Origin of the sequence: Parapusillimonas granuli (genome assembly GCF_013416525.1) — a bacterium.
GTDB lineage: Bacteria > Pseudomonadota > Gammaproteobacteria > Burkholderiales > Burkholderiaceae_B > Parapusillimonas > Parapusillimonas granuli.
This window is the reverse complement of sequence record NZ_JACCEM010000002.1, coordinates 141,696-162,431: the sequence shown is the minus strand read 5'-3', so window position 1 is coordinate 162,431 and position 20,736 is coordinate 141,696. Positions and strand designations below refer to the sequence as shown.

21 protein-coding genes are annotated in these 20,736 nt (G+C 68.0%); 7 read left to right on the top strand and 14 right to left on the bottom strand.

The genetic code is table 11. From position 1 onward, the window contains the following. Window positions 1-142 precede the first annotated feature (142 nt). A complete protein-coding gene (locus H0A72_RS03495; RefSeq protein WP_180153684.1) occupies window positions 143-1,270 on the top strand; it encodes a M20 family metallopeptidase in 1,128 nt (375 codons plus the stop codon). Here the strand turns inward: H0A72_RS03495 and H0A72_RS03490 are convergent. The 10 genes from H0A72_RS03490 to H0A72_RS03445 are packed head-to-tail and all read right to left on the bottom strand — an operon-like array spanning window position 1,250 to window position 10,958. Continuing rightward, on the bottom strand, window positions 1,250-2,332 hold the full coding sequence (locus tag H0A72_RS03490) for an XdhC family protein (RefSeq protein ID WP_180153683.1): 1,083 nt from the start codon (window positions 2,330-2,332) through the stop codon (window positions 1,250-1,252). The two genes, H0A72_RS03495 and H0A72_RS03490, sit on opposite strands and share 21 nt — an antisense overlap. After that, complete coding sequence (locus H0A72_RS03485; protein WP_180153682.1) at window positions 2,329-2,838, bottom strand: hypothetical protein; 510 nt, start codon at window positions 2,836-2,838, stop codon at window positions 2,329-2,331. The genes H0A72_RS03490 and H0A72_RS03485 overlap by 4 nt, the downstream gene beginning before the upstream one ends. Then, window positions 2,835-3,452 (bottom strand): nucleotidyltransferase family protein, encoded by a 618-nt coding sequence (locus tag H0A72_RS03480; protein WP_180153681.1) that lies wholly within the window; start codon window positions 3,450-3,452, stop codon window positions 2,835-2,837. The genes H0A72_RS03485 and H0A72_RS03480 overlap by 4 nt, the downstream gene beginning before the upstream one ends. Next, window positions 3,449-4,444 (bottom strand): XdhC family protein, encoded by a 996-nt coding sequence (locus tag H0A72_RS03475; RefSeq protein ID WP_180153680.1) that lies wholly within the window; start codon window positions 4,442-4,444, stop codon window positions 3,449-3,451. The genes H0A72_RS03480 and H0A72_RS03475 overlap by 4 nt, the downstream gene beginning before the upstream one ends. Continuing rightward, window positions 4,441-5,589, bottom strand: a complete 1,149-nt coding sequence (locus H0A72_RS03470; protein ID WP_180153679.1) for a vWA domain-containing protein — start codon at window positions 5,587-5,589, stop codon at window positions 4,441-4,443. Before H0A72_RS03470 ends, H0A72_RS03475 begins: the two co-directional genes overlap by 4 nt. Continuing rightward, on the bottom strand, window positions 5,583-6,476 hold the full coding sequence (locus H0A72_RS03465) for an AAA family ATPase (RefSeq protein ID WP_180153678.1): 894 nt from the start codon (window positions 6,474-6,476) through the stop codon (window positions 5,583-5,585). Before H0A72_RS03465 ends, H0A72_RS03470 begins: the two co-directional genes overlap by 7 nt. A gap of 15 nt (window positions 6,477-6,491) precedes the next feature. Then, complete coding sequence (locus H0A72_RS03460) at window positions 6,492-7,118, bottom strand: SRPBCC family protein (protein WP_180153677.1); 627 nt, start codon at window positions 7,116-7,118, stop codon at window positions 6,492-6,494. Between the two features lie 14 nt (window positions 7,119-7,132). Further along, a complete protein-coding gene (locus tag H0A72_RS03455; protein WP_180153676.1) occupies window positions 7,133-9,538 on the bottom strand; it encodes an aerobic carbon-monoxide dehydrogenase large subunit in 2,406 nt (801 codons plus the stop codon). A 17-nt stretch (window positions 9,539-9,555) separates the two neighbouring features. Continuing rightward, window positions 9,556-10,077 (bottom strand): (2Fe-2S)-binding protein, encoded by a 522-nt coding sequence (locus H0A72_RS03450; RefSeq protein ID WP_180153675.1) that lies wholly within the window; start codon window positions 10,075-10,077, stop codon window positions 9,556-9,558. A gap of 14 nt (window positions 10,078-10,091) precedes the next feature. Then, on the bottom strand, window positions 10,092-10,958 hold the full coding sequence (locus H0A72_RS03445; RefSeq protein WP_180153674.1) for an FAD binding domain-containing protein: 867 nt from the start codon (window positions 10,956-10,958) through the stop codon (window positions 10,092-10,094). 234 nt (window positions 10,959-11,192) lie between these two features. Between H0A72_RS03445 and H0A72_RS03440 the strand changes: the two genes are divergently transcribed. From H0A72_RS03440 to H0A72_RS03420, 5 genes are all read left to right on the top strand, one after another. Further along, entirely contained in the window at window positions 11,193-11,966 is a 774-nt protein-coding gene (locus H0A72_RS03440; protein WP_180153673.1) for a LytTR family DNA-binding domain-containing protein, read from the top strand. A 169-nt stretch (window positions 11,967-12,135) separates the two neighbouring features. Next, window positions 12,136-12,933, top strand: coding sequence for an IclR family transcriptional regulator (locus H0A72_RS03435; protein ID WP_180153672.1), 798 nt, complete (start codon window positions 12,136-12,138; stop codon window positions 12,931-12,933). A 121-nt stretch (window positions 12,934-13,054) separates the two neighbouring features. Continuing rightward, complete coding sequence (locus H0A72_RS03430; protein ID WP_180153671.1) at window positions 13,055-14,017, top strand: tripartite tricarboxylate transporter substrate binding protein; 963 nt, start codon at window positions 13,055-13,057, stop codon at window positions 14,015-14,017. A gap of 31 nt (window positions 14,018-14,048) precedes the next feature. Then, the gene (locus H0A72_RS03425) at window positions 14,049-15,032 is read left to right on the top strand and encodes a fumarylacetoacetate hydrolase family protein (protein ID WP_180153670.1); all 984 of its coding nucleotides are present in this window, start codon (window positions 14,049-14,051) and stop codon (window positions 15,030-15,032) included. Between the two features lie 12 nt (window positions 15,033-15,044). Continuing rightward, window positions 15,045-15,596, top strand: coding sequence for a VOC family protein (locus tag H0A72_RS03420; protein WP_180153669.1), 552 nt, complete (start codon window positions 15,045-15,047; stop codon window positions 15,594-15,596). A gap of 22 nt (window positions 15,597-15,618) precedes the next feature. On the opposite strand, the gene H0A72_RS03415 is transcribed toward H0A72_RS03420, so the two are convergent. The 3 genes from H0A72_RS03415 to H0A72_RS03405 are packed head-to-tail and all read right to left on the bottom strand — an operon-like array spanning window position 15,619 to window position 18,800. Beyond that, the gene (locus H0A72_RS03415) at window positions 15,619-16,599 is read right to left on the bottom strand and encodes a Bug family tripartite tricarboxylate transporter substrate binding protein (protein ID WP_180153668.1); all 981 of its coding nucleotides are present in this window, start codon (window positions 16,597-16,599) and stop codon (window positions 15,619-15,621) included. 39 nt (window positions 16,600-16,638) lie between these two features. Beyond that, complete coding sequence (locus H0A72_RS03410) at window positions 16,639-17,856, bottom strand: CaiB/BaiF CoA transferase family protein (RefSeq protein WP_180153667.1); 1,218 nt, start codon at window positions 17,854-17,856, stop codon at window positions 16,639-16,641. After that, window positions 17,853-18,800, bottom strand: a complete 948-nt coding sequence (locus H0A72_RS03405) for a hydroxymethylglutaryl-CoA lyase (RefSeq protein WP_180153666.1) — start codon at window positions 18,798-18,800, stop codon at window positions 17,853-17,855. Before H0A72_RS03405 ends, H0A72_RS03410 begins: the two co-directional genes overlap by 4 nt. Window positions 18,801-18,900: 100 nt before the next feature. Between H0A72_RS03405 and H0A72_RS03400 the strand changes: the two genes are divergently transcribed. Continuing rightward, on the top strand, window positions 18,901-19,830 hold the full coding sequence (locus tag H0A72_RS03400; RefSeq protein WP_180153665.1) for a LysR family transcriptional regulator: 930 nt from the start codon (window positions 18,901-18,903) through the stop codon (window positions 19,828-19,830). Here the strand turns inward: H0A72_RS03400 and H0A72_RS03395 are convergent. Then, on the bottom strand, window positions 19,827-20,645 hold the full coding sequence (locus H0A72_RS03395; RefSeq protein ID WP_180153664.1) for a GntR family transcriptional regulator: 819 nt from the start codon (window positions 20,643-20,645) through the stop codon (window positions 19,827-19,829). The two genes, H0A72_RS03400 and H0A72_RS03395, sit on opposite strands and share 4 nt — an antisense overlap. Between the last annotated feature and the right edge of the window lie 91 nt (window positions 20,646-20,736).

The window sequence follows — 20,736 nt, the reverse complement described above, 5'->3', positions numbered from 1 at the left end:
TCATCCTTCAGTTTATTTGATATGAGTGTAATGCAAGCCGGAAGCCCGCGGCGCGGTGCCTGGGCCGGGTCGAAGGTAGAATGGGCGGCGCGCGGCGCCATGCGTCTTGCTTGGGCGCATTTAACTTCACATGGAAGGTGCAATGAACAGGGAAACCACGGAAAGCCTCGTTGCCGGCATCGAGGAATGGGTGCGGCTGGAATCGCCGACGCACGACCCCGAGCGGGTCGGGCAGATGATGCGGATGGCCGAGCGGCAAGCGCGCCGGCTGGGCTTGAATGCCTGCATCGAAACCCTGGACGGCGACGTCGGCCCCCTGCTGCGCGTCAGCAATCGCAAGCCCGGGGACGAGCGGGCCGGCATCTTGATCCTGGCGCACCTGGACACCGTGCATCCCGTTGGCACCCTGAGCCAGAATCCGATCCGCATCGAAGGCGACCGCTTGTACGGCCCCGGCACCTACGACATGAAGGCCGGCGCCTATCTCGCCCTGGCCGCCCTGGGGCAGGCGACGGCGAACGGCGGCACCGCGCTGCCCGTCGATTATCTGTTTTCACCGGACGAGGAAACCGGCAGCCACGCCTCGCGGGCCAGCATCGAACGCCACGCCGCCGGCGCCCGCTGCGTGCTGGTGACCGAACCGGCGCGCGCCGAAGGAGGCCGCTGCGTGACGGCGCGCAAGGGCACCGGCATGGCCAGGCTGACCGCGCGCGGCAGGCCGGCGCACGCCGGCGTCGCCCATGAAAAAGGGCGCAGCGCGATCAAGGAGATGGCGCATCAGGTGCTGGCGCTGGAAGCCATGACCGATTATGCGCGGGGCATCACCGTCAGCGTCGGCACGCTGAACGGCGGAACCGCCACCAACGTCGTCCCGGGCGAATGCCGCGCGGTCGTGGACTTCCGGGTCCCGGACCGGGAAGCGGCGGAACTGGTCCTGTCCCGGATCCGGGCGCTGACGGCCGTCGATCCCGATGTCGAACTGATCGTGAAGGCGGAGCTGAACCGTCCGCCGATGACGCGCAGCGAAGGCACGGCGCAGCTGCTCGCCGTGGCCCAGGGCTGCGCGCGGCGCGCCGGCTTCCAGCTGGACGAGGCGCCCATGACGGGCGGCGGCAGCGATGCGAATTTCACGGCCGCTCTGGGTGTTCCCACCATCGACGGCATCGGCGCGGACGGCGATGGCGCCCATACTCTGCAAGAGCATGTCCTGGTGTCGACGCTGGGAAAAAGGCTGGAGTTCTGGCGCTTGTTACTCACGGAACTGAACTGACGGGGCGCTGCAACCGCCCCCCGGGACACCCGCGGCCCCATCGGCGCCGGCCTCGCCGGCAAGCCCCGCATGCCGGCGCCATAGCTCCGCGCCCGGGATCTCGCGCTTCTGCAGCACCGGCACCCGGTATTTGACGCAGGTCAGCTCCGCCAGTATCGCGATTGCGATCTCCGCGGGTGTCCGCGCGCCCAGGTACAGCCCCGTCGGCCCATGCAGCCGCTCCACCTCATCCGGGCAGAGATCGAAGTCCAGCAGGCGGGCCTTGCGGCTTCTGGTATTGCGCCGGCTGCCCAGCGCGCCTACATAGAAGGCCGCCGACTTCAGCGCCTCGAGCAGCGCCATGTCGTCCAGCTTCGGGTCATGCGTCAGCGCCACGATGGCCGTATGCGCATCGACGTCCAGCTCGAGCAGGGCATCGTCGGGCATCCCCTGGATCAGCGTCGCGCCGGGAACCAGAAAGCCGCTCAGGAACTCTTCACGAGGATCGATGACGACCACCTCATAGTCGGCGCCCATGGCGATCTGCGCCACGCATTGGGACAATTCCCCGGCTCCGATCAGGACCAGCCGCCATCGCGGGCCGTAGACCGAGCGCATCGTCACGCCATCGAATTCCGGCCTGGCCGACCGGTCGGCGTCGCGCAGCAGGCAGGCGCCGTCGCGGACGTCCAGCTCGCGCAGCGTGATGCGCTTGGCCTGGATGCGCCGCAGCAGGGCGCGCAGCAAGTCCAGGTCCGGCCGCGGCTCGACGACCAGTTCCAGCGTGCCGCCGCAGGGAAGCCCGAATCTGGCGGCGTCTTCCTTGGCCACGCCGTAGACCACGCAGCTCGGGGCATCGGCGTCCAGCAAGCCCTCGTGCCGCACCCGGTGGACCAGGTCGTCTTCGATGCAGCCGCCCGAAACCGAGCCGAAGATCTGCCCGTCGTCGCGGATGGCCAGCCAGGCGCCCTCGGGCCTGGGCGCCGACCCCCAGGTGCGGACGACGGTGACCAGGGCCGCGCGGCGGCCGGCTTCCAGCCAGCCGATGCAGCGGGCCAGTACGGATAGATCGGTGCTGTTCATGGAAGCGCCTCGTCGTGTAATGGGTGTTTCGGTCGGCGCGGCGCCGGGCGCGGGCCGCACAAGCGGCTCAACCGGGCCCAGGCAAGCATGGCGGCCGCCATGCCCGCCGTCATCGCCGCCGCCATCGGGGCGGCGCCGCCGGTGTCTTCAAGGGGAAACCAGGACCGGAGCAGAAGATGGCCGCCCAGATTCATGCCGAGAATCATCCAGGCGGAACTGGACAGGCCGGCCAGCACCCGCCGGGCGGCCTCCGCGGCGCCGGGCGCCCGCCCCGGGGCCAGGGCCGCCGCCAGCAGGCCGGCGACCACCATCCCAGCATGCATGAAGGGCAGGCACAGCCAGTGCAGGCGCAGGAGATCGAGGAAGCCCGGCGGCCGAGGCCCGGCGCATAGATCGGCCAGCAGGATGAAGCCGCCTTGCCCGGCGTCCGCCGCCATGCCGGCGAGCATGCCCAGGCCGGCCAGCGGCATGCCATGACAGGCGAAGAGGGGCGAGCCGTGCTTCATGGCGCGAGCGATTCGGATGCCGCCAGGCGCCGCAGAATCCGGGCGTAGTCTTCGGGCGTGTCCAGATCGGACACGTAGGCGTCGTGCGCGACCTCGTGCGCGTAGACCGCCTCGGGATTGTCTTGCACCAGCTTGCGGCAGCCCAGCTTGTGGCGCCCCGCGAGGATCCCGGCCATGTGCCGGCTGTCGAACATGACGGGATTCCCGCGCCTGCCCTCGAAACAGGGCACCAGTATCGACCCATGCGGCCTGCGCGCGAAGGCGCGCGCCAGCTCGGCATAGTCGTCCGGGGTGAGCAGGACCTGGTCGGCGAGGCACACCATGACGGCATCGCAGGGCTGGACCAGAGCGGCCAGGCCGGTGTTGACGGACACCATCTGGCCTTGCCGGTAATCCGGGTTGTGCACGAGGCGCACGCGCAAGCCCGCCAGCGCTTCGGCGACCCGCTCGTGGCCGTGGCCGGTGACCACGACCACTTCGCAGGCGCCGGACTGCTCGACCGACCGGGCGCTGCGGCGCACGACCGGCTCGACGGGCGCGGGCAGCAGCATCTTGTGGCGTCCGCGCATCCTGAGTGAGGCGCCCGCGGCCAGGAGAACGGCGGAGAACTTCATGCGGCCTCCGGGCCGTGGCCGGCCCCGGGCATGCGCCGCGCGATTTCCAGGTATTTCATGGGGTCGCCGTCGAACTTGGCCTTGCAGCCGTTGCAACAGAAATAATGCGTGGCGCCCTCGATCGACACCGTGTGCAGGGCGCTTGCCGGATCGATGGGGCGCAGGCACACCGGATTGACGTACGCCGCGGCGGCGGCCCGCGCGGCGGCGGGTTCGGCGGCGCGGGGCTCGTCCAGGTGGGCGTCGCGGCTTGGCGCGGCGCCGCTCGCCCGGCGGTGCGCGCGCACCAGCCCGGCGACGGCGGCGAGCGCTACTTCGGCGGGCGTGCCGGCCTGGATGTCCGGCCCGGCGGGACTTTCGAGGTCGGACAGCCTGGATTCGCCGAGCCCGGCGCGCCGCATCGCGTCCGCCAGGGCCTCGGCCTTGCGGCGGCTTGCAATGAGCAGCACCTTCCTCGCCGGGCTGCTCAGCGCCCATTCCAGGTTTTCCGCATCGTCCGCGCCTTGGGTGGCGACCAGCACGTAGTCCGGCGGCGGGCCGTCCACCCCGGGGCGGCCGTGCGAAACGCGCCAGCCCAGGACGCCGGCGATTGCGCCCGCCGCCATGGCCGCGGGCGTCGAGCCGGCGATGCACAGCGCGGGCGCCGGCCGGACGGGCTGGATGAAGAGCTCGAGCGCGCCGTTGCTGGCGCAAGGCATGGCGTGGTGTTCCGTGTCCGGGTCGCTGACCTGGCCGTCGTTGCTGATGCGGATCAGCCGGGGGTTTCCGTCTTGAATGGCGCCGAGGCATGACTGCACGACGATGTCGCGGGCGCAGCCGCCGCCCACCCAGCCCAGCAGCGAGCCTTCGGCCGTCACGATGGCCTGGGCGCCGACGTAGGCGGAAGTGGGTGGCGCGGCGCGGACGACGGTGGCCCAGGCGTATGGCCGGTCTTGCTCGGACAGGCGCAGTGCTTCGGACAGCAGGGCCGTGTCGGGGGCGGTCGTATTCATCGGCAGGCTCTCAGAATGTCGGGCAAGGCTCGTTCCAGGCTCGCCAGATTGCCGGCGGGGACGAGCCGGTCGATCAAGGGCAGGGCCGCCTGCATGCACGCCGACACCGGGGTGTAGCCCGGCCGTCCCGCCAGGGGATTGAGCCAGATAATGCTGCGGGCGCGGCGGCGCAAGGCGGTGAGGGCGTCGGCCGTCTGCGCGGCCGAGCCGGTGTCGTAGCCGTCGCTGGCGATGAGCACGCAGCTTCGGGCGTGCAGCAGCCTGGCGGCATAGTCGCGGTTGAATTGCTCCAGCGCGTCGCCGATGCGCGTGCCGCCGGCCCAGCCGCTGGACAAAAGGCCCAGGCTTTCCTGGGCGCGCACGGGATCGGGATCGCGCAGCGCCTGGCCGATGCCGACCAGGCGGGTGTGGAACATGAAGCAGTGCACGTCGGTCAGGAGGGAGGCGAGCACCCGCGCCAGCCTCAGGTAGAAGAAGCTGTACAGGCTCATGGAACGGCTGACGTCCAGCAGCAGGACCAGGCCGGGGCGCCGCTTGCGGCGCGTGCGCCAGGCCAGCTCGAAGGGAATGCCGCCGTGGGACACGCTGCGCCGCAGGCAACGGGCGAGATCCAGGCGGCGGCCGCGGGACGATGACGGCCGGTCGCGGCGCAGTTCGATCCGCAGGAGCCGCTTCACGAAGTCCTGCATCAGGGCGTCCAGGGCGCGCAGGAAACCGGGTTCGTGCAGATGGCGGAAGTCGGCCGACTTCAGCGCTTCCTGCGGGCTCGCGCCTTCCGAGCCGGCGCCGCCGGGCGCGTCTTCGCGCTGCTGCGCGGGGGCGTCCAGGGGCGTGCCCGGCCCGCCGCCGGGCAGCGTGCCGGGCGGCCCGGCGTCCAGGCGGCCCGCGCCGGAAGCCCGGAGCTCGGTGCGCCGGCGCCGGGCGCCGGGCAGGAACCAGAGATCGAAGAGCTCGTCGAAGCGGCGCCATTCCCGCGGGCATCCGCACAGTGCGGCGCGCAAGGTCCAGCGGACGACGTCGCCGTCCAGGTGGCCGGCGAGGGCCAGCGCCCGCAGCCCGGCGGCGGCGTCCGCGTGCTTGAAGCCGTTGGCGCGCAGGAAACCCGCGAAGCCCACGTAGCGGGACTGGATCCGTTCGCTCAGCATGACGCCACCAGCTTTTCTATGGCCGGCCGCGTCATCCGGGCGCGGTCTTCGCGGGTCTTGAGAAGCGCGGAAAGGGACTCCATGATGCGGTCGGTCCCGTGTTCGTCCAATGTGCTCACGCCCAGCTGCAGCAGCGCGCCGATCCAGTCCAGGGTTTCGGCGATGCCGGGCTTCTTCCTGAGGTCCAGCCGGCGCAGGGACTGCACGAATTCCACGACCTGGCGCGCCAATGCCTGCGGCGCCTCGGGCACGCGGGCCTGGACGATCATCAATTCCTTGGAGAAGTCGGGGTAGTCGACATAGTGATACAGGCAGCGGCGGCGCAAGGCGTCGGAGAGCTCGCGCGTGCCGTTGGACGTCAGCACGACGATGGGGCGCGTGCGTGCGCGTATGGTGCCGAACTCGGGGATGGACACCTGGTAGTCCGACAGCAGCTCGAGCAGATAGGCTTCGAAGGCTTCATCCGCGCGATCGATTTCGTCGATCAGCAGCACGGCCGCGGGCGATGCGCAGAGGGCCTCCAGCAGCGGCCGCTTGAGCAGATACGGTTCCGAAAAGATGTCCCGCTCTTTCTCGGCGGCGCTGCGCTCGTCGTGCTCGAAGAGCTTGATCGCCAGCAGCTGGCGCTGATAATTCCATTCGTACAGAGTGGAATGCGCGTCCAGGCCCTCGTAGCACTGCAGGCGTATCAGCCGCGTGCCGCGCGCCAGCGCCAGCGCCTTGGCGACCTCGGTCTTGCCGACGCCGGCTTCGCCCTCCAGCAGCAAGGGGCGCGCCAGGCCCGTCGTGAGTAGCAGGGTGGACGCCAGGCTGGAATCGGCCACGTATCCGTGTCCGGCCAGCAACTGCTTGAAGTCGGAAACCCGGTCGGCTTGCTCGGCAGGCATGGCGACTCCCGGCCTCTACACGGGCTTGCGCGAAAACAGGCGGCGGAACCAGTCGGCGACGACGGCCCACAACAGCGCCAGCCCGTTGAGCTCATTCGCCTTCCGGCCGGCCCTGCGGCCGGGCGCCGTGGCCGGCGCGGCCGGCCCGGGCGTGTCGCCGCCGTTCGCCGCGGTGTCCGCTTGCGCCTGCAAGGCCTGGACCCGCTCGGCGAAATTCGCGGTGAACTGCTTCAGTATCTGCTCGGACACCGTGTCCATCATGCGTCCGCCGAAGGCCGCCGCCTTGCCGTTCAGGGTGATGGTGCTTTTTCCGATGAGTTCGCAGGTGTCGCCCGTGGCCCGCACGGTGGCGACCAGGTCCATGGACGCGCCCGACGTGCCCGTGCTGTCGGTGCCCTTGCCGGACAGGCGCAGGGTCTGTGTGGCGGCATCGACGTCCAGCACTGTGATCTGGCCCTTGAACGACATGGTCGCGGGCCCGACGCGCACCGACACCGCGCCTTTGTAGTGCTGGTCGTCGATGCGCTCGGTGATGCTCGCGCCCGGCATGCAGCCGGCGACGCCTTCGATGTCCTGCAGGAACTGCCATGCCGTGCCGGCGTGGCATGGCATGGGGTAAACCTTGTCTAGTATCGCTTGCATGGGTTCTCGGATGGTTAGCGTTTATCCAGGCCCAGGGCATGGCTTTGCCGCCATACCCGGTAGGCGTTGTGCGGCATGTTCATGTGCGTGACGCCCAGGTGGGCGAAGGCGTCGACGACCGCGGACGTGAAGCAGGGAATGGACCCGACGTGCGGGGATTCCGCCACGCCCTTGGCGCCCAGCGGGTGATGGGGCGACGGCGTGACGGTGAAGTCGGTCTGCCATGTGGGCGTTTCCACCGCCGTGGGCACGAAGTAGTCCATCAGCGTCGCGCCCAGCAGGTTGCCCGCGTCGTCGTAAGGCATTTCCTGGCCCATGGCGACGGCATAGCCCTCGGTCAGCCCGCCGTGCACCTGGCCTTCGATGATCATCGGATTGATGCGCGTGCCGCAATCGTCCAGGGCATAGAACTGCCTGACCCGGGTTTCGCCGGAATACCGGTTGACCTCGACGACGCACAGGTAGGCGCCGAAGGGGAAGGTGAAGTTGGGCGGATCGTAGTAGTCGACCGCCTCCAGCCCCATCTCCATGCCCTCGGGCACGTTGTTGTAGGCGGCCATGGCCACTTCCTTCATGGTCTTGAACTGGTCGGGCGAGCCTTTCACCACATAGCGGTCCAGGTCGAATTCGACGTCGTCGGGGCTGACTTCCAGCAGATGCGCGGCGATCAGGCGCGCTTTTTCGCGGATCTTGCGCGACGCCCGGGCGATGGCGGCGCCGGCCACGGGCGTGGAGCGGGACCCATAGGTTCCCAGGCCGTAGGGCGCGGTGGACGTATCGCCTTCCTCGACCTCGATGACCGATGCGGGTATGCCCGCTTCGGTGGCGATGATCTGGGCATAGGTGGTCTGGTGGCCCTGGCCCTGGGTGATGGTGCCCATGCGGGCGATCGCCGAGCCGTCGGGGTGCACGCGGATCTCGCAGGAGTCGAACATGCCCAGGCCGAGGATGTCGCACATCTTGGACGGCCCGGCGCCCACGATTTCGGTGAAGGTGCACAGGCCTATGCCCATCAGCCATTCGGCCTGGGGATCGGCGCGCCGCCGCGCCTGCTCGGCCCGCAGCGCGCGGTAGTCGACGGCGTCCATCACCTTGCGCAGCGCCGTGTCGTAGTCGCCGGAATCGTATTCCAGGCCCAGCGGCGTCTGGTAGGGGAAGCGCTCTTTGGGGATGAAGTTCTTCAGGCGGATCTCGGCCTTGTCCATGCCCAGCTTCTGGGCGAGCACGTCGACCATGCGCTCGATGATGTAGACGGCTTCGGTGACGCGGAAGGAGCAGCGATAGGCGACGCCGCCGGGGAACTTGTTGGTGTAGACGCCGTCGACCGAGACGAAGGCGTTGGGAATGTCGTAGGAGCCGGTGCAGACATGGAACATGCCGGCGGGGAATTTCGTCGGGTCGGCGCATGCGTCGAAGGCGCCGTGGTCGGCGGTGACGTGCACGCGCAGCGCCTTGATGCGGCCGTCGGCGTCGGCGGCCAGCTCGCCCGTCATGTGATAGTCGCGCGCGAAGGCGGTGGAGCTGAGGTTCTCGGTGCGCGATTCTATCCATTTGACCGGGCGGCCCAGCACGATGGAAGCCACGATGGCGGCCACGTAGCCCGGGTAGACGCCGACCTTGTTGCCGAAGCCGCCGCCGATGTCCGGCGAGATGACGCGGATCTTGGATTCGGGAATCGACGACAGCAGGCCGACCACGGTGCGCACGACGTGCGGCGCCTGCGAGGTGATGTACACCGTCAGGTCGCCGCGCACCTTGTCGAAGGACGCCACGCAGCCGCAGGTTTCCAGCGGGCAGGGATGCACGCGCTGGTACAGCATGGATTCCTTCACCGTGATGTCCGCGTTCTCGAACACGCGCGCGGTCCGGTCCTTGTCGCCCGCCTCCCAGGTGAAGATGTGATTGTGGTGCCGGCGCGCGCCGTGCGCCCCGCTGTCCTTGCCCTGCAGGTCGTCCCGTATGACCGGAGCGTCGGGCTCGAGCGCCTTGAAGGGGTCGACCACCGCCGGCAGCTCTTCGTATTCCACGTCGACCAGCTCGGCGGCGTCGGCGGCGATGTAGCGGTCGTCGGCGACCACGAAGGCGACTTCCTGGTTCTGGAACGAGACTTTTTCGTCGGCCAGCACGGCCTGGACGTCGCCGGCCAGCGTGGGCATCCAGTGCAGGTTCAGCGGCTTCAGGTCGTTGGCGGTGAGCACGGCATGCACGCCCGGCAGCGCCAGCGCGCGCGCGGTGTCGATCCGCAGGATGCGCGCATGCGCATAGGGGCTGCGCACCATGGCGCCGAACAGCATGCCCGGCATCTTGACGTCGTCGACGTAGTTGCCCTTGCCCTGGATGAAGCGGGGATCTTCGCGGCGCTTGCGCGAGCAGCCTATGCCTTCGAGCTTGCTCAGGCGATCGAGGTTGAGTGTGTCCATGCGGGTCTCCGGCGTTCTCAGTTGGCGACGCCCGCCATCAGGGCGTGCGAGGATTGGACGGCTTCGCCGCGCAGTTTCTTGGCGGCGTGCTGGACGGCCTTGACGATGTTCTGATAGCCCGTGCAGCGGCACAGGTTGCCGGCGATCCAGTAGCGGATTTCTTCTTCGCTGGGGTCGGGTATTTCCTGCAGCAGCCGGTACACGCGGGTGATCATGCCGGGCGTGCAGAAGCCGCACTGCAGGCCGTGCTCCTGCATGAAGGCTTCCTGTATGGCGTGCAGCTCGCCGCCTTGCGCCAGGCCTTCCACGGTCAGGATCTCGCTGCCCTCGGCCTGCACCGTGAGCATGGTGCAGGACTTCACCGACATGCCGTCGATGTCGACCGTACAGGCGCCGCAGTGCGAGGTCTCGCAGCCGATGTGCGGCCCGGTATGCTGGCAGCGCTCGCGCAGGGTATGTATGAGGAGTTCGCGCGGTTCGACGGCGACGTCGGTGGCTTTGCCGTTCAGGGTGAAGGACACCAGGGTTTTCTTGCTCATGTGGGTTCTCCGTTTCAGCGGGCGGCGCGCGCATGCGCGGCGCGCAGGGCGCGTTCCGTCATGACGCCGGCCATGGCGGTCTTGTATTGGATGTCGCCGCGCAGGTCGGCGACCGGATCGCATGCGGCCATGACCAGTTCGGCGGCTTGCGCGATCGTCCGGTCGTCGAGTTCCTTGCCCGCCAGGAATGCTTCGGCCGCTTGCGCCCTGAAGGCCGTCGGGGCGAGGTTGGTCAGGGCAATGGAAACGGAGCCGACCGCGGCGCCGTCCATGCGCAGCAGCACGGCGGCGGCGGCGGTGGCGAAGTCGCCGGTTTTCCGCTTGAGCTTGCTGTAGCAATGGCCGGCGCCCGGCGCCGGCGTGGGGATGCGGACCTCGGTGAGGATCTCGGTGGGTTCCAGCGCGGTGTAATAGGTGCCCAGGAAGAACTCGCCGGCGGGCACGATGCGTTCGCCGGACGGGCCCGCCAGGACGAAGGCGGCCCCCAGCGCCAGCATGAGGGCGGGGTGGTCGTTGCCCGGGTCGCCATGGGAAATATCGCCGCCCAGCGTGCCCTTGTAGCGGACTTGAGGGTCGGAAATCAGGCGCGCGCCTTCGACCAGCAGAGGGCATTTCTGCTGCAGCAGTTCCGACCAGATCAGTTCGTTCTCGGTCGTCATCGCGCCGATGCGGATTTCGCCGCCGACTTCGCGTATGCCTTTCAGGCCGGGTATTCCGGCCAGGTCGATGAGGTGCCCGGGTTGCGCGAACCGCAGCTTCATCATGGGCAAGAGGCTGTGGCCGCCGGCCAAGAGCTTGGCTTCGTCGCCGAGCCGGCTCAGCAGCCCGATGGCGTCGGGCAGGCTGCGCGGCGCGTGGTACTCGAATGGACGAGGGATCACGGTTGTCTCCTTGATGTCTGGTATATTGTTTTTTATCTGCCAACAGCATGACATCAACCCCTGGCGCGATTCAATTCAATTGCACGAACGGCGGTTTTCGCCACGCCAAACGCCCCGGATCGGCGGTGAACCGATCCAGCGGGCGGCGGTCGCGGCAAGAAAATAAAAGGGTGAATTCGCGGCTCGGGGCGGCACTTCACAAGAAATCGGCCGAATAGAGCCTGGAGGTGTGCAATGCAGGAGACACAAAGAAACGAAACCTTCCAGCACAGGCTGGAGCAATTCAATCCGGGCATGGTGTGGCTCGATTCGTCCAACCGCGTGACGGCGCTGAACGACGTCGCGATGCAGATTCTCGCCCCCGCGGCGGAGCAGTCCCTGGGGGTCAGGAAAAACGGCTTGCTGGGGCTGGATGTCCTGCAGCTGCACCCCGAGCGCAGCCGCGGGAAGCTGAGCTTCATGCTTGAGTCCCGGGATCCGGTGGGTTGTCCGATCAAGTCTCCGCCCCCGGTGGCCATGATGATCAACATCCCCGACAAGGTATTGATGGTCAAGGCGTCGAAAATGGTCGGCGAGCAAGGCCTCATGGGCACCTGCATGGTGTTCTACGATCTGACCGACGTCACGACGATGCCCACGCCCATGGCCTCGGCCCAGCCGGTGCCGCCGCGGCGCCTGTACAAGATTCCGGTGTTCCGGAAGAACCGGGTGGTGCTCATCGATCTGGCCGATGTGGTCCGTTTCCAGGGGGACGGGCATTACACGACCATCGCCACCAAGGACGACCGCTTTCTGTCCAACCTTTCCCTGAGCGATCTTGAAAACCGGCTCGACCCGGACGTCTACGTGCGGGTGCACCGCAGCCATATCGTGAGCATTCAGCACATCGTGGAATTGGTGCGCAACAAGGATTCGGTCAGCCTGACCATGGTGGACAACGAGCAGTCGCTGATTCCCGTCAGCCGGTCCAAGGTGGCGCAGCTGAAGGATCTCCTGGGCATAGTGTAGGGAGGGTCGGGCGGCCGCTTTCGGGGCCCGCCGGCCCAGGCGCGCCGGGCGGGGGCGCCTGGGCGCGCGCACCATTCGGGTTTTCCACGCACCGGAATTATTTGCACGCGGCCGGCTCGCGCCTATAATGCCGTCCAGCGCCCGGGATGGGCGCGACACAGGAGCCATCATGGGCGGTAAAGCGGCGCGGAACGAGGCCGGAACGGGCGACGTCGGAACCATAGAAAGAGCGGTGCAGCTGATGAAGCACATGGCCACCGCCGGCCGCCGCGGCCTGCCGCTCACCCGGCTCGCCGCGGACACCGGCCTGCCGTATTCCACCGTGCACCGCCTGCTGCAGCGCCTGATCCAGCAGCGCATGGTCGTGCAGAAAGAAGCCAACAAACGCTACCTCCTCGGCCCGCTCGCATTCGAACTCGGCGTTGCCGCCTCCATGTCCTTCGACTTGCGCGAACCCTGTCGCCGCTACCTGCTGCCCCTTGCCGAAGAAGTCGGCGACACTGTGTACCTGACCGTGCGCAGCGGCGCCGACGCCGTCTGCCTGGACCGCTACGAAGGCCCGTCGCCCGTGCGCGTGCTGACCCTGGAGGTCGGCAGCAGGCGGCCGCTGGGGCTGGGCGCCGGCGGCCTGGCGATGCTCGCCTTCCTGCCCGAAGAAGAACGCGAAGGCATGATCGTCGGCCTGGCGGCCGCCGGGGGGCAGGCCAAAGGCGGCCTGTCCGAAAGCGAATTGCGCACCGCGGTCGCGCGCTGCAGAAAGAACGGCTATGCCTTCATCCGGAACCAGGTCAACCCCGGCGTGTCGGCCGTGGGCGTGCCCTTGTTCGATTCGCTGGACCAGCCGATCGCGGCGATCAGCGTGGCCGCCATCGACGGCCGCATGGGGCCCGCGCGCATACAGTCCCTGGCGGCCATTCTGCAGACCCGCGCCCGGGCCATACGCAAGGCCTTGAACGCCGGCGGCTGATCCCGCGGGCCGGCCGCCATCCAGGGCCAAGTCATTTCCACTCAGTGGAAAATTCCGGACCGCTGCGCGCGCCGCTCTCTATAGTTCTTCCTGATCTTCACAAGAATCAAGGAGACTCCCGATGGGATTTCGTTTCAAAGCAGTGCTGGCCGGCCTGGCCCTGGCCTTCGCAAGCGGTGCCGCGGCGGCCGCCTATCCTGAAAAACCGGTCACGCTGGTCCATGGATTCGGCGCGGGCGGCAACGCCGATTCCGTCGCGCGCCTGGTCGCCGCGGAACTCGAGGGCCGCCTCAAGCAGCCCTTCGTGGTGGAATCCCGGACGGGAGCCGGCGGCACCATCGCGTCCGGCCACGTCGCCAAGGCGCCGGCCGACGGCTATACGCTGATCATGCTGACGGGCGGGCATACGGCTTCGGCCGCCGTGCGCAAATCGGTTCCCTATGATCCCGTGGCCGATTTTTCCATGATCTCCACCGTCACGCAGTTTCCTTTCGTCGTCGCCGTCAGCGCGAACAATCCCGCCAAGACGCTGGCCGAGCTCCTGCAGGCGGCGCGCGGCAAGCAGGGGGGCGTGAGCTTTTCCTCGGTGGGCGTCGGCTCCACCCAGCACCTGACCGGGGAGCTGCTGGCGTCCACGGCCAAGGTTCCCATGCTGCACATTCCCTACCGGGGCGGCGGAGCGCCCGTCGTGTCCGTGATCGCCGGCGACGTCGACGTCCTGGTCGACACGGTGACGGTGGCCGGTCCGCAGATCCAGGCCGGGAAGCTGCGCGCGCTTGCCGTGACCAGCGGCGAGCGCTGGCCGCTGTTGCCGGATGCGCCCACGGCGAAGGAAACCCTGCCGGGCTTCGAGGTGATGTCCTGGCTGGGGCTGGCGGCGCCCGCCGGAACGCCCGCCGACGTGATCGGCAAATTGAACGCCGCCATGGACGACATTCTGAAGGATCCCGGCGTCCGCAAGAAACTCAATGACATGGGAAGCGAGCCGTACTACAGCACGCCCGGCGGCATGCGCGACATGATCCGCGACAACATCGATCAATGGAAGCGGGTCGTGCAGGACGCGCAGATTCCCTTGCAATGAAGCAGCAACAGACAGCAGGAAGAAGTCAGACATGAAACTCGCATCTTTACGTTCGGGGCGGGACGGCGCATTGGTCGTCGTCAGCCGTGACCTGAGCAAGGCCGTCAAGGCGGAAGCAATTGCGCCCACGATGCAATCCGCCCTCGACAATTGGGCGGAAGCGTCGCCCGCCCTCCAGCGCCTGTACGACGGGCTCAATGCCGGCCGGTTCGAGGGCGAGTTCGCGCTCGATCTCGGCGCGCTGGCGGCGCCTCTGCCGCGCGCCTATCAGTTTCTGGACGGCGCGGCCTACGCCAGCCACATCAAACGCAACCGGGCGGCCAGGGGCGAGACCATTCCCGACGACTTCTACGAGAAGCCCCTGGTGTATCAAGGCATCTCGCATGGCTTCATGGCCTGGAACGAGACCGTCAGGCTGCCGTCCGACGACCTGGGCATCGATTTCGAGGCAGAGATCTTCGCCGTGACCGACGACGTCCCGGTCGGCGTCGCCAGCGAGGACGCGAGCCGCCACATCAAGCTGTTCGTCCTGATGAACGACATTTCGCTGCGGGCCTTGATTCCCGGCGAGCTCAAGCGCACTTTCGGCTTCCTGACGGGCAAGCCGGCGTCGAGCATGGGGCCCATCGCCGTGACGCCCGACGAACTCGGCGAGCTCTGGGACGGCAAGCTGGTATCCGGCACCATGAAATGCTGGGTGCGCGGCGAGCAGGTCGGCAATATCGAGACCGGCATCGACACGCCTTTCCATTACGGCGACCTCATCGCCCACGTGGCCCGGACCCGGCCGTTCGAGCCGGGCAGCCTGGTCGGGCTGGGCACGGTTTCAAACGAAGACGAAAGCGCGGGCTGCGGCTGCATCGGCGAAATCCGCGCGCTGGAGACTTTGCGGTCGGGCTCCGCCACGACGCCGCTGCTGCGGTTCGGGGACGAGGTCCGGATTGAACATTTCGATCGAGCGGGAAATTCCGTCTTCGGACGGATCCAGCAGACTTTTGCCGGGCTCGATCACTGACAGGAGAGCACCATGCTGATCAAAGGCCTGCATCATGCGGCATTCCGTTGCAAGGACGCCCGGGAGACCGTCGACTTCTACACCAATGTGCTGGGACTGAAGTTCATCCACGCCATGGGCGAGGACCACGTCCCGTCCACCGGCGCCTATAGCCCGCACGTCCATATTTTCTTCGAGATGGAGGATGGCAGCTGCATCGCCTTCTTCGAGCTCCCGCGCGACAAGGGCGAGCCGTCGGGCCGCGATCCGGAGACCCCGGCCTGGGTCCAGCATTTCGCGTTTCGCGTCAAGGACGAGGCGACCCTGCTGCAAGCCAAGGCGGATCTCGAAGCGAAGGGCGTCCCGGTCATCGGCCCGGTCAACCACGACGATTTCCTGCTGTCCATCTACTTCTTCGACCCCTCGGGCCACAGGCTGGAGCTGGGCGCCAATATTTCCACGCCCGAGCTGGACGCCCAGTTCCGCGCCGAGGCGATGGACGTCCTGCGCCTGTGGGAGCAGACGCACGACTGGTCGCAGCGCGAGAAGCTGTTCGGCGGCAAGACGGGCTATCAAAGGGCTTAGAGCCCGTCGGCGTTGATGGGCCCTAGACGGGCTGCAGCCCCGCCGCCTTCACGACGGCGGCGTATTTCGCCATTTCGGACCGGAAGTAGGCGGCGGTTTCCTTCGGGGGCATGTTGACGATGTTGTTGCCCTGGGCCTTCATGCTGACCCGCACCGCGGGGTCGTTGAAGGCCTTTTCCAGCGCCTGGTGGAAGCGCTGCACGTCTTTGTCGCTCAGGCCGGCCGGGCCGACCGCGGCGAACCAGCCGTCGCACTCATAGCCGCCTACGCCTTGCTCGGCCAGCGTGGGCAGGTCGGGCAGGCTTTCCATGCGCTTGGCGCCGCAGGCGCCCAGGGCGCGCAGCGCGCCGCTTTCCACCTGCTTCTTCACGGACGGAAGCGACAGGACGCCGAAATCCACCTGCCCGCCGATCAGGTCCGTCATCATGGGCGCGACGCCGCGATAGGGAATATGGCGCGCGGACGCGCCGGCCTGGTGCACGAACATTTCCACCGCCAGATGCAGGATGGTTCCGTTGCCCGACGATGCATACGTGTATTTGTCGGGATCGGCCTTCAGCGCGCTGACCAGTTCCGGGATGTTGCGCGCCTTGATGGTGTTCGGGTTCGCGACGAGCATGAAGGGGGTGGACCCGACGACCGAAATCGGCGTGATGTCCGCGATGGGATCGAAGGGCACGGACTTGTACACGCTCGGGTACACGACATGGTTGTTGGAGACCATGCCTATCGTCGACCCGTTGGGCTCGGCCTTGACGATGGCGCTCGTCCCGATGATGCCGCCCGCGCCAGGCCGGTTGTCGACCACGACGGTCTGCCCCAGGGCATGGGAAAGCGCCTCGGAGGCCGAGCGCGTGATGGTGTCCACGCCGGACCCCACGCTGACCGGCAGGATCAGCGTGATGGGGCGGTCGCCCTGGGCGCGGACGCCGAAGGGCAGCGCCAGGGCGGCGGCGCCGAAGCCGGCCAGCAGCTGCCGGCGGGTCTGGAAAAATTCGTTCATGCTCGTCTCCTGTGAATTATGGGGTGGTTCCCCTATGAGTTATCGGACGGCGTCCGCCGTTTTCAGCGCCTGGATGCCGGCCGCGTCGTAGCCCAGCTCTTGCAGCAGGCTGTCGGTGTCCCGGCCCAGTTCGGGAGGGGAGTTCCGCACGCCCAGGCGCTGTCCGCCCAGGACCAGCGGCAGCAGCGGCACGCGCGTGTCCCGGCCCGCCATGGCGCCGTCGGGAACCCGGATGCCGGCAAGCCCGCCGGTGGCGTTCAGGTGGGGGTCGTCGAACAGGTCTTCGGGCCGGGCGATGGGAGCGAAGGGCAGGCCCCGGGCCTCGAAGATCCCGGCCAGGGCCCGGGCGCTGTAGCCGGCCAGGCGCTCGCGCAGGTCGGGCAGCAGGGTGGGGCGCATCTGCACGCGCTGGTTGTTGGTGGCGAGATCGGCGCGATGCTTCAGGTCGTCGAAACCGAAAGCGTCGCAGAAGGTGTTCCACTGGCCGTCGCTGACCGCTGCCAGGAAGATCTGCTCGCCGTCCTTGACCGTGAACACGTCGTACAGCGCCCAGGCCGAGATGCGTTCGGGCATGGGCGCGGCGGCCTCGCCCGTCAGCATGTACTGGAGCATGTGCTGGCCCACCAGGAAGACATTGTTTTCGAACAGCGCCGACTGCACTTCCTGGCCTTTGCCGGTGACGCCGCGGCGGATCAGGGCGGCCATGACGCCGATCGCGCCGAACATGCCGCCCATGATGTCGTTCACGCTGGTGCCCGCGCGCAAGGGGTCGCCCGGCCTGCCCGTCATGTAGGCGAGCCCGCCCATCATCTGCACGACTTCGTCCAGCGCCGTGCGGTGTTCGTAAGGGCCGGGCAGGAAGCCTTTGTGGCTGACGTAGATGATTCTTTCGTTCCTGGCGCTCAGGGATGCGTAATCGAGCCCGTATTTCCGCATGACGCCCGGGCGGAAGTTTTCGATGAGCACGTCCGCGCCCTCGCAGAGCCTTCGCGCGATGGCGGCCGCTTCCGGCTTGCGCAAGTCCAGGGCCATGCTTTTCTTGTTGCGGTTGAACATGGGGAAGAAGCCGGCGCCCGCGCCCAGCAGGCGCCGGGTGCGGTCGCCCTCCACGGGCTCGATCTTGATCACTTCGGCGCCCAGGTCGGCCAGGACGAGCCCGCAGGTCGGCCCCATGACCATGTGCGTGAATTCCAGCACGCGCAGTCCGGCCAGGGGCAGGTCGGCCGGCGGCGCGGCGGCGGTGTCCGTCGGGTTCATGCCGTCCTCCCATTGGCGCCGGCGGACGCCCGAGTCTTGGGAAGGCCGGCGCGCCAGAGGGCGCCATGCAGCGGGACGTCGCCCAGATGCCCGGCGACGAGGGCGCGGACCTGCAGGATGCGCTCCAGGTCGATGCCGGTTTCGTAGCCCATGCTGTCGAGCATGAAGGCCAGGTCCTCGGTGCTGACGTTGCCGCTGGCGCCGGGCGCGTGCGGGCAGCCGCCTATCCCCGCCAGGCAGGCGTCGAAGCGGCGCACGCCGGCTTGCAGGGCGGCCAGCGTGTTGGCCAGGCCCAGGCCGCGGGTATCGTGGAAGTGGGCGCCGTGCAGCCGGTCGCCGACGGCGGCGCGCACCCTGCCGAACAATTCGGCGACCCGGGCCGGGTCGGCATAGCCCACGGTGTCGGCCAGGCTGATGCGGTCGGCGCCGGCGTCCAGCAGCGCCTGGGCCAGCCGCAGCACCTCGTCCGGGGCGACGTACCCTTGCAGCGTGCATCCGAAGGCGGTCCCGATGCCGCCTTCGATCAGGGTGCGGGAGCCGGACGCATCCCGCGCGGCGCGTATCCGGGCCATTTCGCCGACGACTTCGTCCGGCGTCTTGCGCAGGTTGGCAAGGCTGTGCTGCAGGCTGGCCGACAAGGGCAGCAGCATCAGGTCGGCGCCCGCGTCCAGCGCCCGCTCCGCCCCTTTCAGGTTGGGTATGAGCACCGAGGCTTGCAGGCCGTCGAAGGCGCGCGCCGCCCGCAGCAGTTCGGCGGTGTCCGCCAGCTGCGGCAGGAGCCTGGCGGGCACGAAGGAACCCACCTCGATTTCGCGCACGCCCGCGCCATGGGCCGCGGCCAGCCATTCCAGCTTTTGCCCGGTGGGCACGGTCCGGCCTATGCTTTGCAAGCCGTCCCGCAGGCTGACTTCGCGAATGATGATTTTTTCTTTTCGGGCGGTCACGGGCACCTCTGCGACGGATAGTTAGACGATTGATTCTAGCTATTCTTTATCGGGTATGCTGCGCTATTAAAGAACGAGTCGTTTTCCAGATTGGAATATCATGAGAGACATAGACATCACGACCTTGCGGCTGTTCGTGGCCGTGTGCGAACTGCGCAGCATGTCCAAGGTGAGCGAAGACGCGAACATGGTGCCGTCCGCCGTCAGCAAGCGGCTGGCGGCGCTCGAGGACGCGCTGGGCGTGCCTTTGCTGATACGGCGCCGGCGCGGCGTGGAGCCCACGGCCGCGGGCGAAACCCTGCTCGAGCACGCGCGGGCCATCCTGGCGGGCGCGGACCAGATCCGCCAGGACATGTCGGCCTATGCGGCCGGGGTGAAAGGCCTGATCAAGGTGCTGGCCAGCTCTTCCGCGATGGCCGAGTCGCTGGCGGACGACATCGCCGGCTTCCTGCAGCTGCCGGCGCATCACGACATCCGCGTGAGCCTGGAGGAAGCCGTCAGCGAAAAGGTGATCCAGGGCGTGCGCGCGGGCGTCGCGTCGCTGGGCATATGCTGGGACGCCGCGGACTTCCAGGGGCTGGAGCACGTGCCGTACCGGCACGATCACCTGGCGGTGCTGGTCCCGGAGGACCATCCGCTGGCGAAGCGCAAGGCGGTCGCTTTCGAGGAAGTGCTGGACTACGACCAGGTAAGCCTGCCGCCCACCGCCGCGGTCGTCAGCCACATGCGCAGGCAGGCCGCGCTGCTGGGCCGCAGGTTTTCCCATCGCGTGACGGTATCGAACTTCGATTCCGCGCTGAGGGTGGTGCAGGCGCGGCTGGGCGTGAGCATTGCGCCCAGGGAGGTCCTGGCGGCGCGGCACCGCGCGAGCGGCATCGTGGCGGTGGATCTGTCGGATCCGTGGGCGCAGCGGCGCTTCGCCGTGTGCTTCCAATCGCGCGCGTCGCTGACGCCCGCGGCGCGCCTGCTGGCGGAGTACCTGGGCTCGGAAGCGCTGCGCGGCGGCGGGAATCGCCTTGAAGCGGATTAAAGCGACACCGCCGCGCTCTCCGTATCCACTTCGAGCTGGTTGTTCGCATTCCGCGACCAGGTCATCCTGTATTCGAAACGATCGGGGGTGTACAGGATCTCCGCGAAATTGACCGGACGCCCCTCGGTATCGAAGAACACCCGGCGCAGCTTCAGCAAGGGACTGCCCACGCTCACCTTCAGCAGCCTGGCCGACACCGTGTCGGCCAGCGTGCAGGTGATCGCCTGCTGCACCTGCGAAATGGTGACGGCGCGCTGGATCAGGTCGATGAGCGGCGTGGTGATCATGTCTTCGCGCGTGAAGCTGCGGCCTATGCTTTCCAGCAGATAGCTGGTCGAATGCGAGAAAGGCTCGCCCTTCAGGTGGCGGACCCGCGACGCGCGCTGGATCACCGTGCCGGCGGGGATGCGCAGCTGCTCCGCCACATACGGGCTGGCGGGCTGGTATTCGAAGGCGTCGATCTCGACCGACGTGCCCTGGCCGATGACGGACAGGCTCGTCAGCAGGCCGTCGATGCTGGCCGAGATCGGGCTGCCGACGCGCATCGACGCGCCCGCCTGCGTGACCGTCGTGCCGCGGCCGCGGGAACGCTCCAGCAGGCCTTCCTCGGCCAGGTCGTCCAGCGCCCGCTTCACGGTGATGCGGCTGACCCCGAAGCTGGCCATGAGGTCCGCTTCGGACGGCAGCACGTGCCCGGCCCGGTAGTCCCCGTTCACGATGCGTTCGCGCAGGATCACGTACAGGCGATGGTATAGCGGCAACGGCGACTTGCCGTGCGCCAGGGTATGGCTGGCTTTTCTGTCTCTTCTTGTCATTCCATATTTTCCCAGCGTTGACAGACCTCGGTGTGCTGGCCGGCGGCCAAACCGCACAGTATAGGGGTATCTACTAGTATGGGTATTTTTG

Excerpts from the sequence above, each read along its gene's own strand:
- H0A72_RS03425 (WP_180153670.1), top strand. The coding sequence starts at position 14,049 with ATGAAACTCGCATCTTTACGTTCGGGGCGGGACGGCGCATTGGTCGTC.
- H0A72_RS03395 (WP_180153664.1), bottom strand. The coding sequence starts at position 20,645 with ATGACAAGAAGAGACAGAAAAGCCAGCCATACCCTGGCGCACGGCAAG.
- H0A72_RS03495 (WP_180153684.1), top strand. The coding sequence starts at position 143 with ATGAACAGGGAAACCACGGAAAGCCTCGTTGCCGGCATCGAGGAATGG.
- H0A72_RS03475 (WP_180153680.1), bottom strand. The coding sequence starts at position 4,444 with ATGAATACGACCGCCCCCGACACGGCCCTGCTGTCCGAAGCACTGCGC.
- H0A72_RS03440 (WP_180153673.1), top strand. The coding sequence starts at position 11,193 with ATGCAGGAGACACAAAGAAACGAAACCTTCCAGCACAGGCTGGAGCAA.
- H0A72_RS03455 (WP_180153676.1), bottom strand. The coding sequence starts at position 9,538 with ATGGACACACTCAACCTCGATCGCCTGAGCAAGCTCGAAGGCATAGGC.
- H0A72_RS03435 (WP_180153672.1), top strand. The coding sequence starts at position 12,136 with ATGGGCGGTAAAGCGGCGCGGAACGAGGCCGGAACGGGCGACGTCGGA.
- H0A72_RS03400 (WP_180153665.1), top strand. The coding sequence starts at position 18,901 with ATGAGAGACATAGACATCACGACCTTGCGGCTGTTCGTGGCCGTGTGC.
- H0A72_RS03410 (WP_180153667.1), bottom strand. The coding sequence starts at position 17,856 with ATGAACCCGACGGACACCGCCGCCGCGCCGCCGGCCGACCTGCCCCTG.
- H0A72_RS03430 (WP_180153671.1), top strand. The coding sequence starts at position 13,055 with ATGGGATTTCGTTTCAAAGCAGTGCTGGCCGGCCTGGCCCTGGCCTTC.
- H0A72_RS03490 (WP_180153683.1), bottom strand. The coding sequence starts at position 2,332 with ATGAACAGCACCGATCTATCCGTACTGGCCCGCTGCATCGGCTGGCTG.
- H0A72_RS03480 (WP_180153681.1), bottom strand. The coding sequence starts at position 3,452 with ATGAAGTTCTCCGCCGTTCTCCTGGCCGCGGGCGCCTCACTCAGGATG.
- H0A72_RS03460 (WP_180153677.1), bottom strand. The coding sequence starts at position 7,118 with ATGCAAGCGATACTAGACAAGGTTTACCCCATGCCATGCCACGCCGGC.
- H0A72_RS03465 (WP_180153678.1), bottom strand. The coding sequence starts at position 6,476 with ATGCCTGCCGAGCAAGCCGACCGGGTTTCCGACTTCAAGCAGTTGCTG.
- H0A72_RS03470 (WP_180153679.1), bottom strand. The coding sequence starts at position 5,589 with ATGCTGAGCGAACGGATCCAGTCCCGCTACGTGGGCTTCGCGGGTTTC.
- H0A72_RS03450 (WP_180153675.1), bottom strand. The coding sequence starts at position 10,077 with ATGAGCAAGAAAACCCTGGTGTCCTTCACCCTGAACGGCAAAGCCACC.
- H0A72_RS03415 (WP_180153668.1), bottom strand. The coding sequence starts at position 16,599 with ATGAACGAATTTTTCCAGACCCGCCGGCAGCTGCTGGCCGGCTTCGGC.
- H0A72_RS03485 (WP_180153682.1), bottom strand. The coding sequence starts at position 2,838 with ATGAAGCACGGCTCGCCCCTCTTCGCCTGTCATGGCATGCCGCTGGCC.
- H0A72_RS03420 (WP_180153669.1), top strand. The coding sequence starts at position 15,045 with ATGCTGATCAAAGGCCTGCATCATGCGGCATTCCGTTGCAAGGACGCC.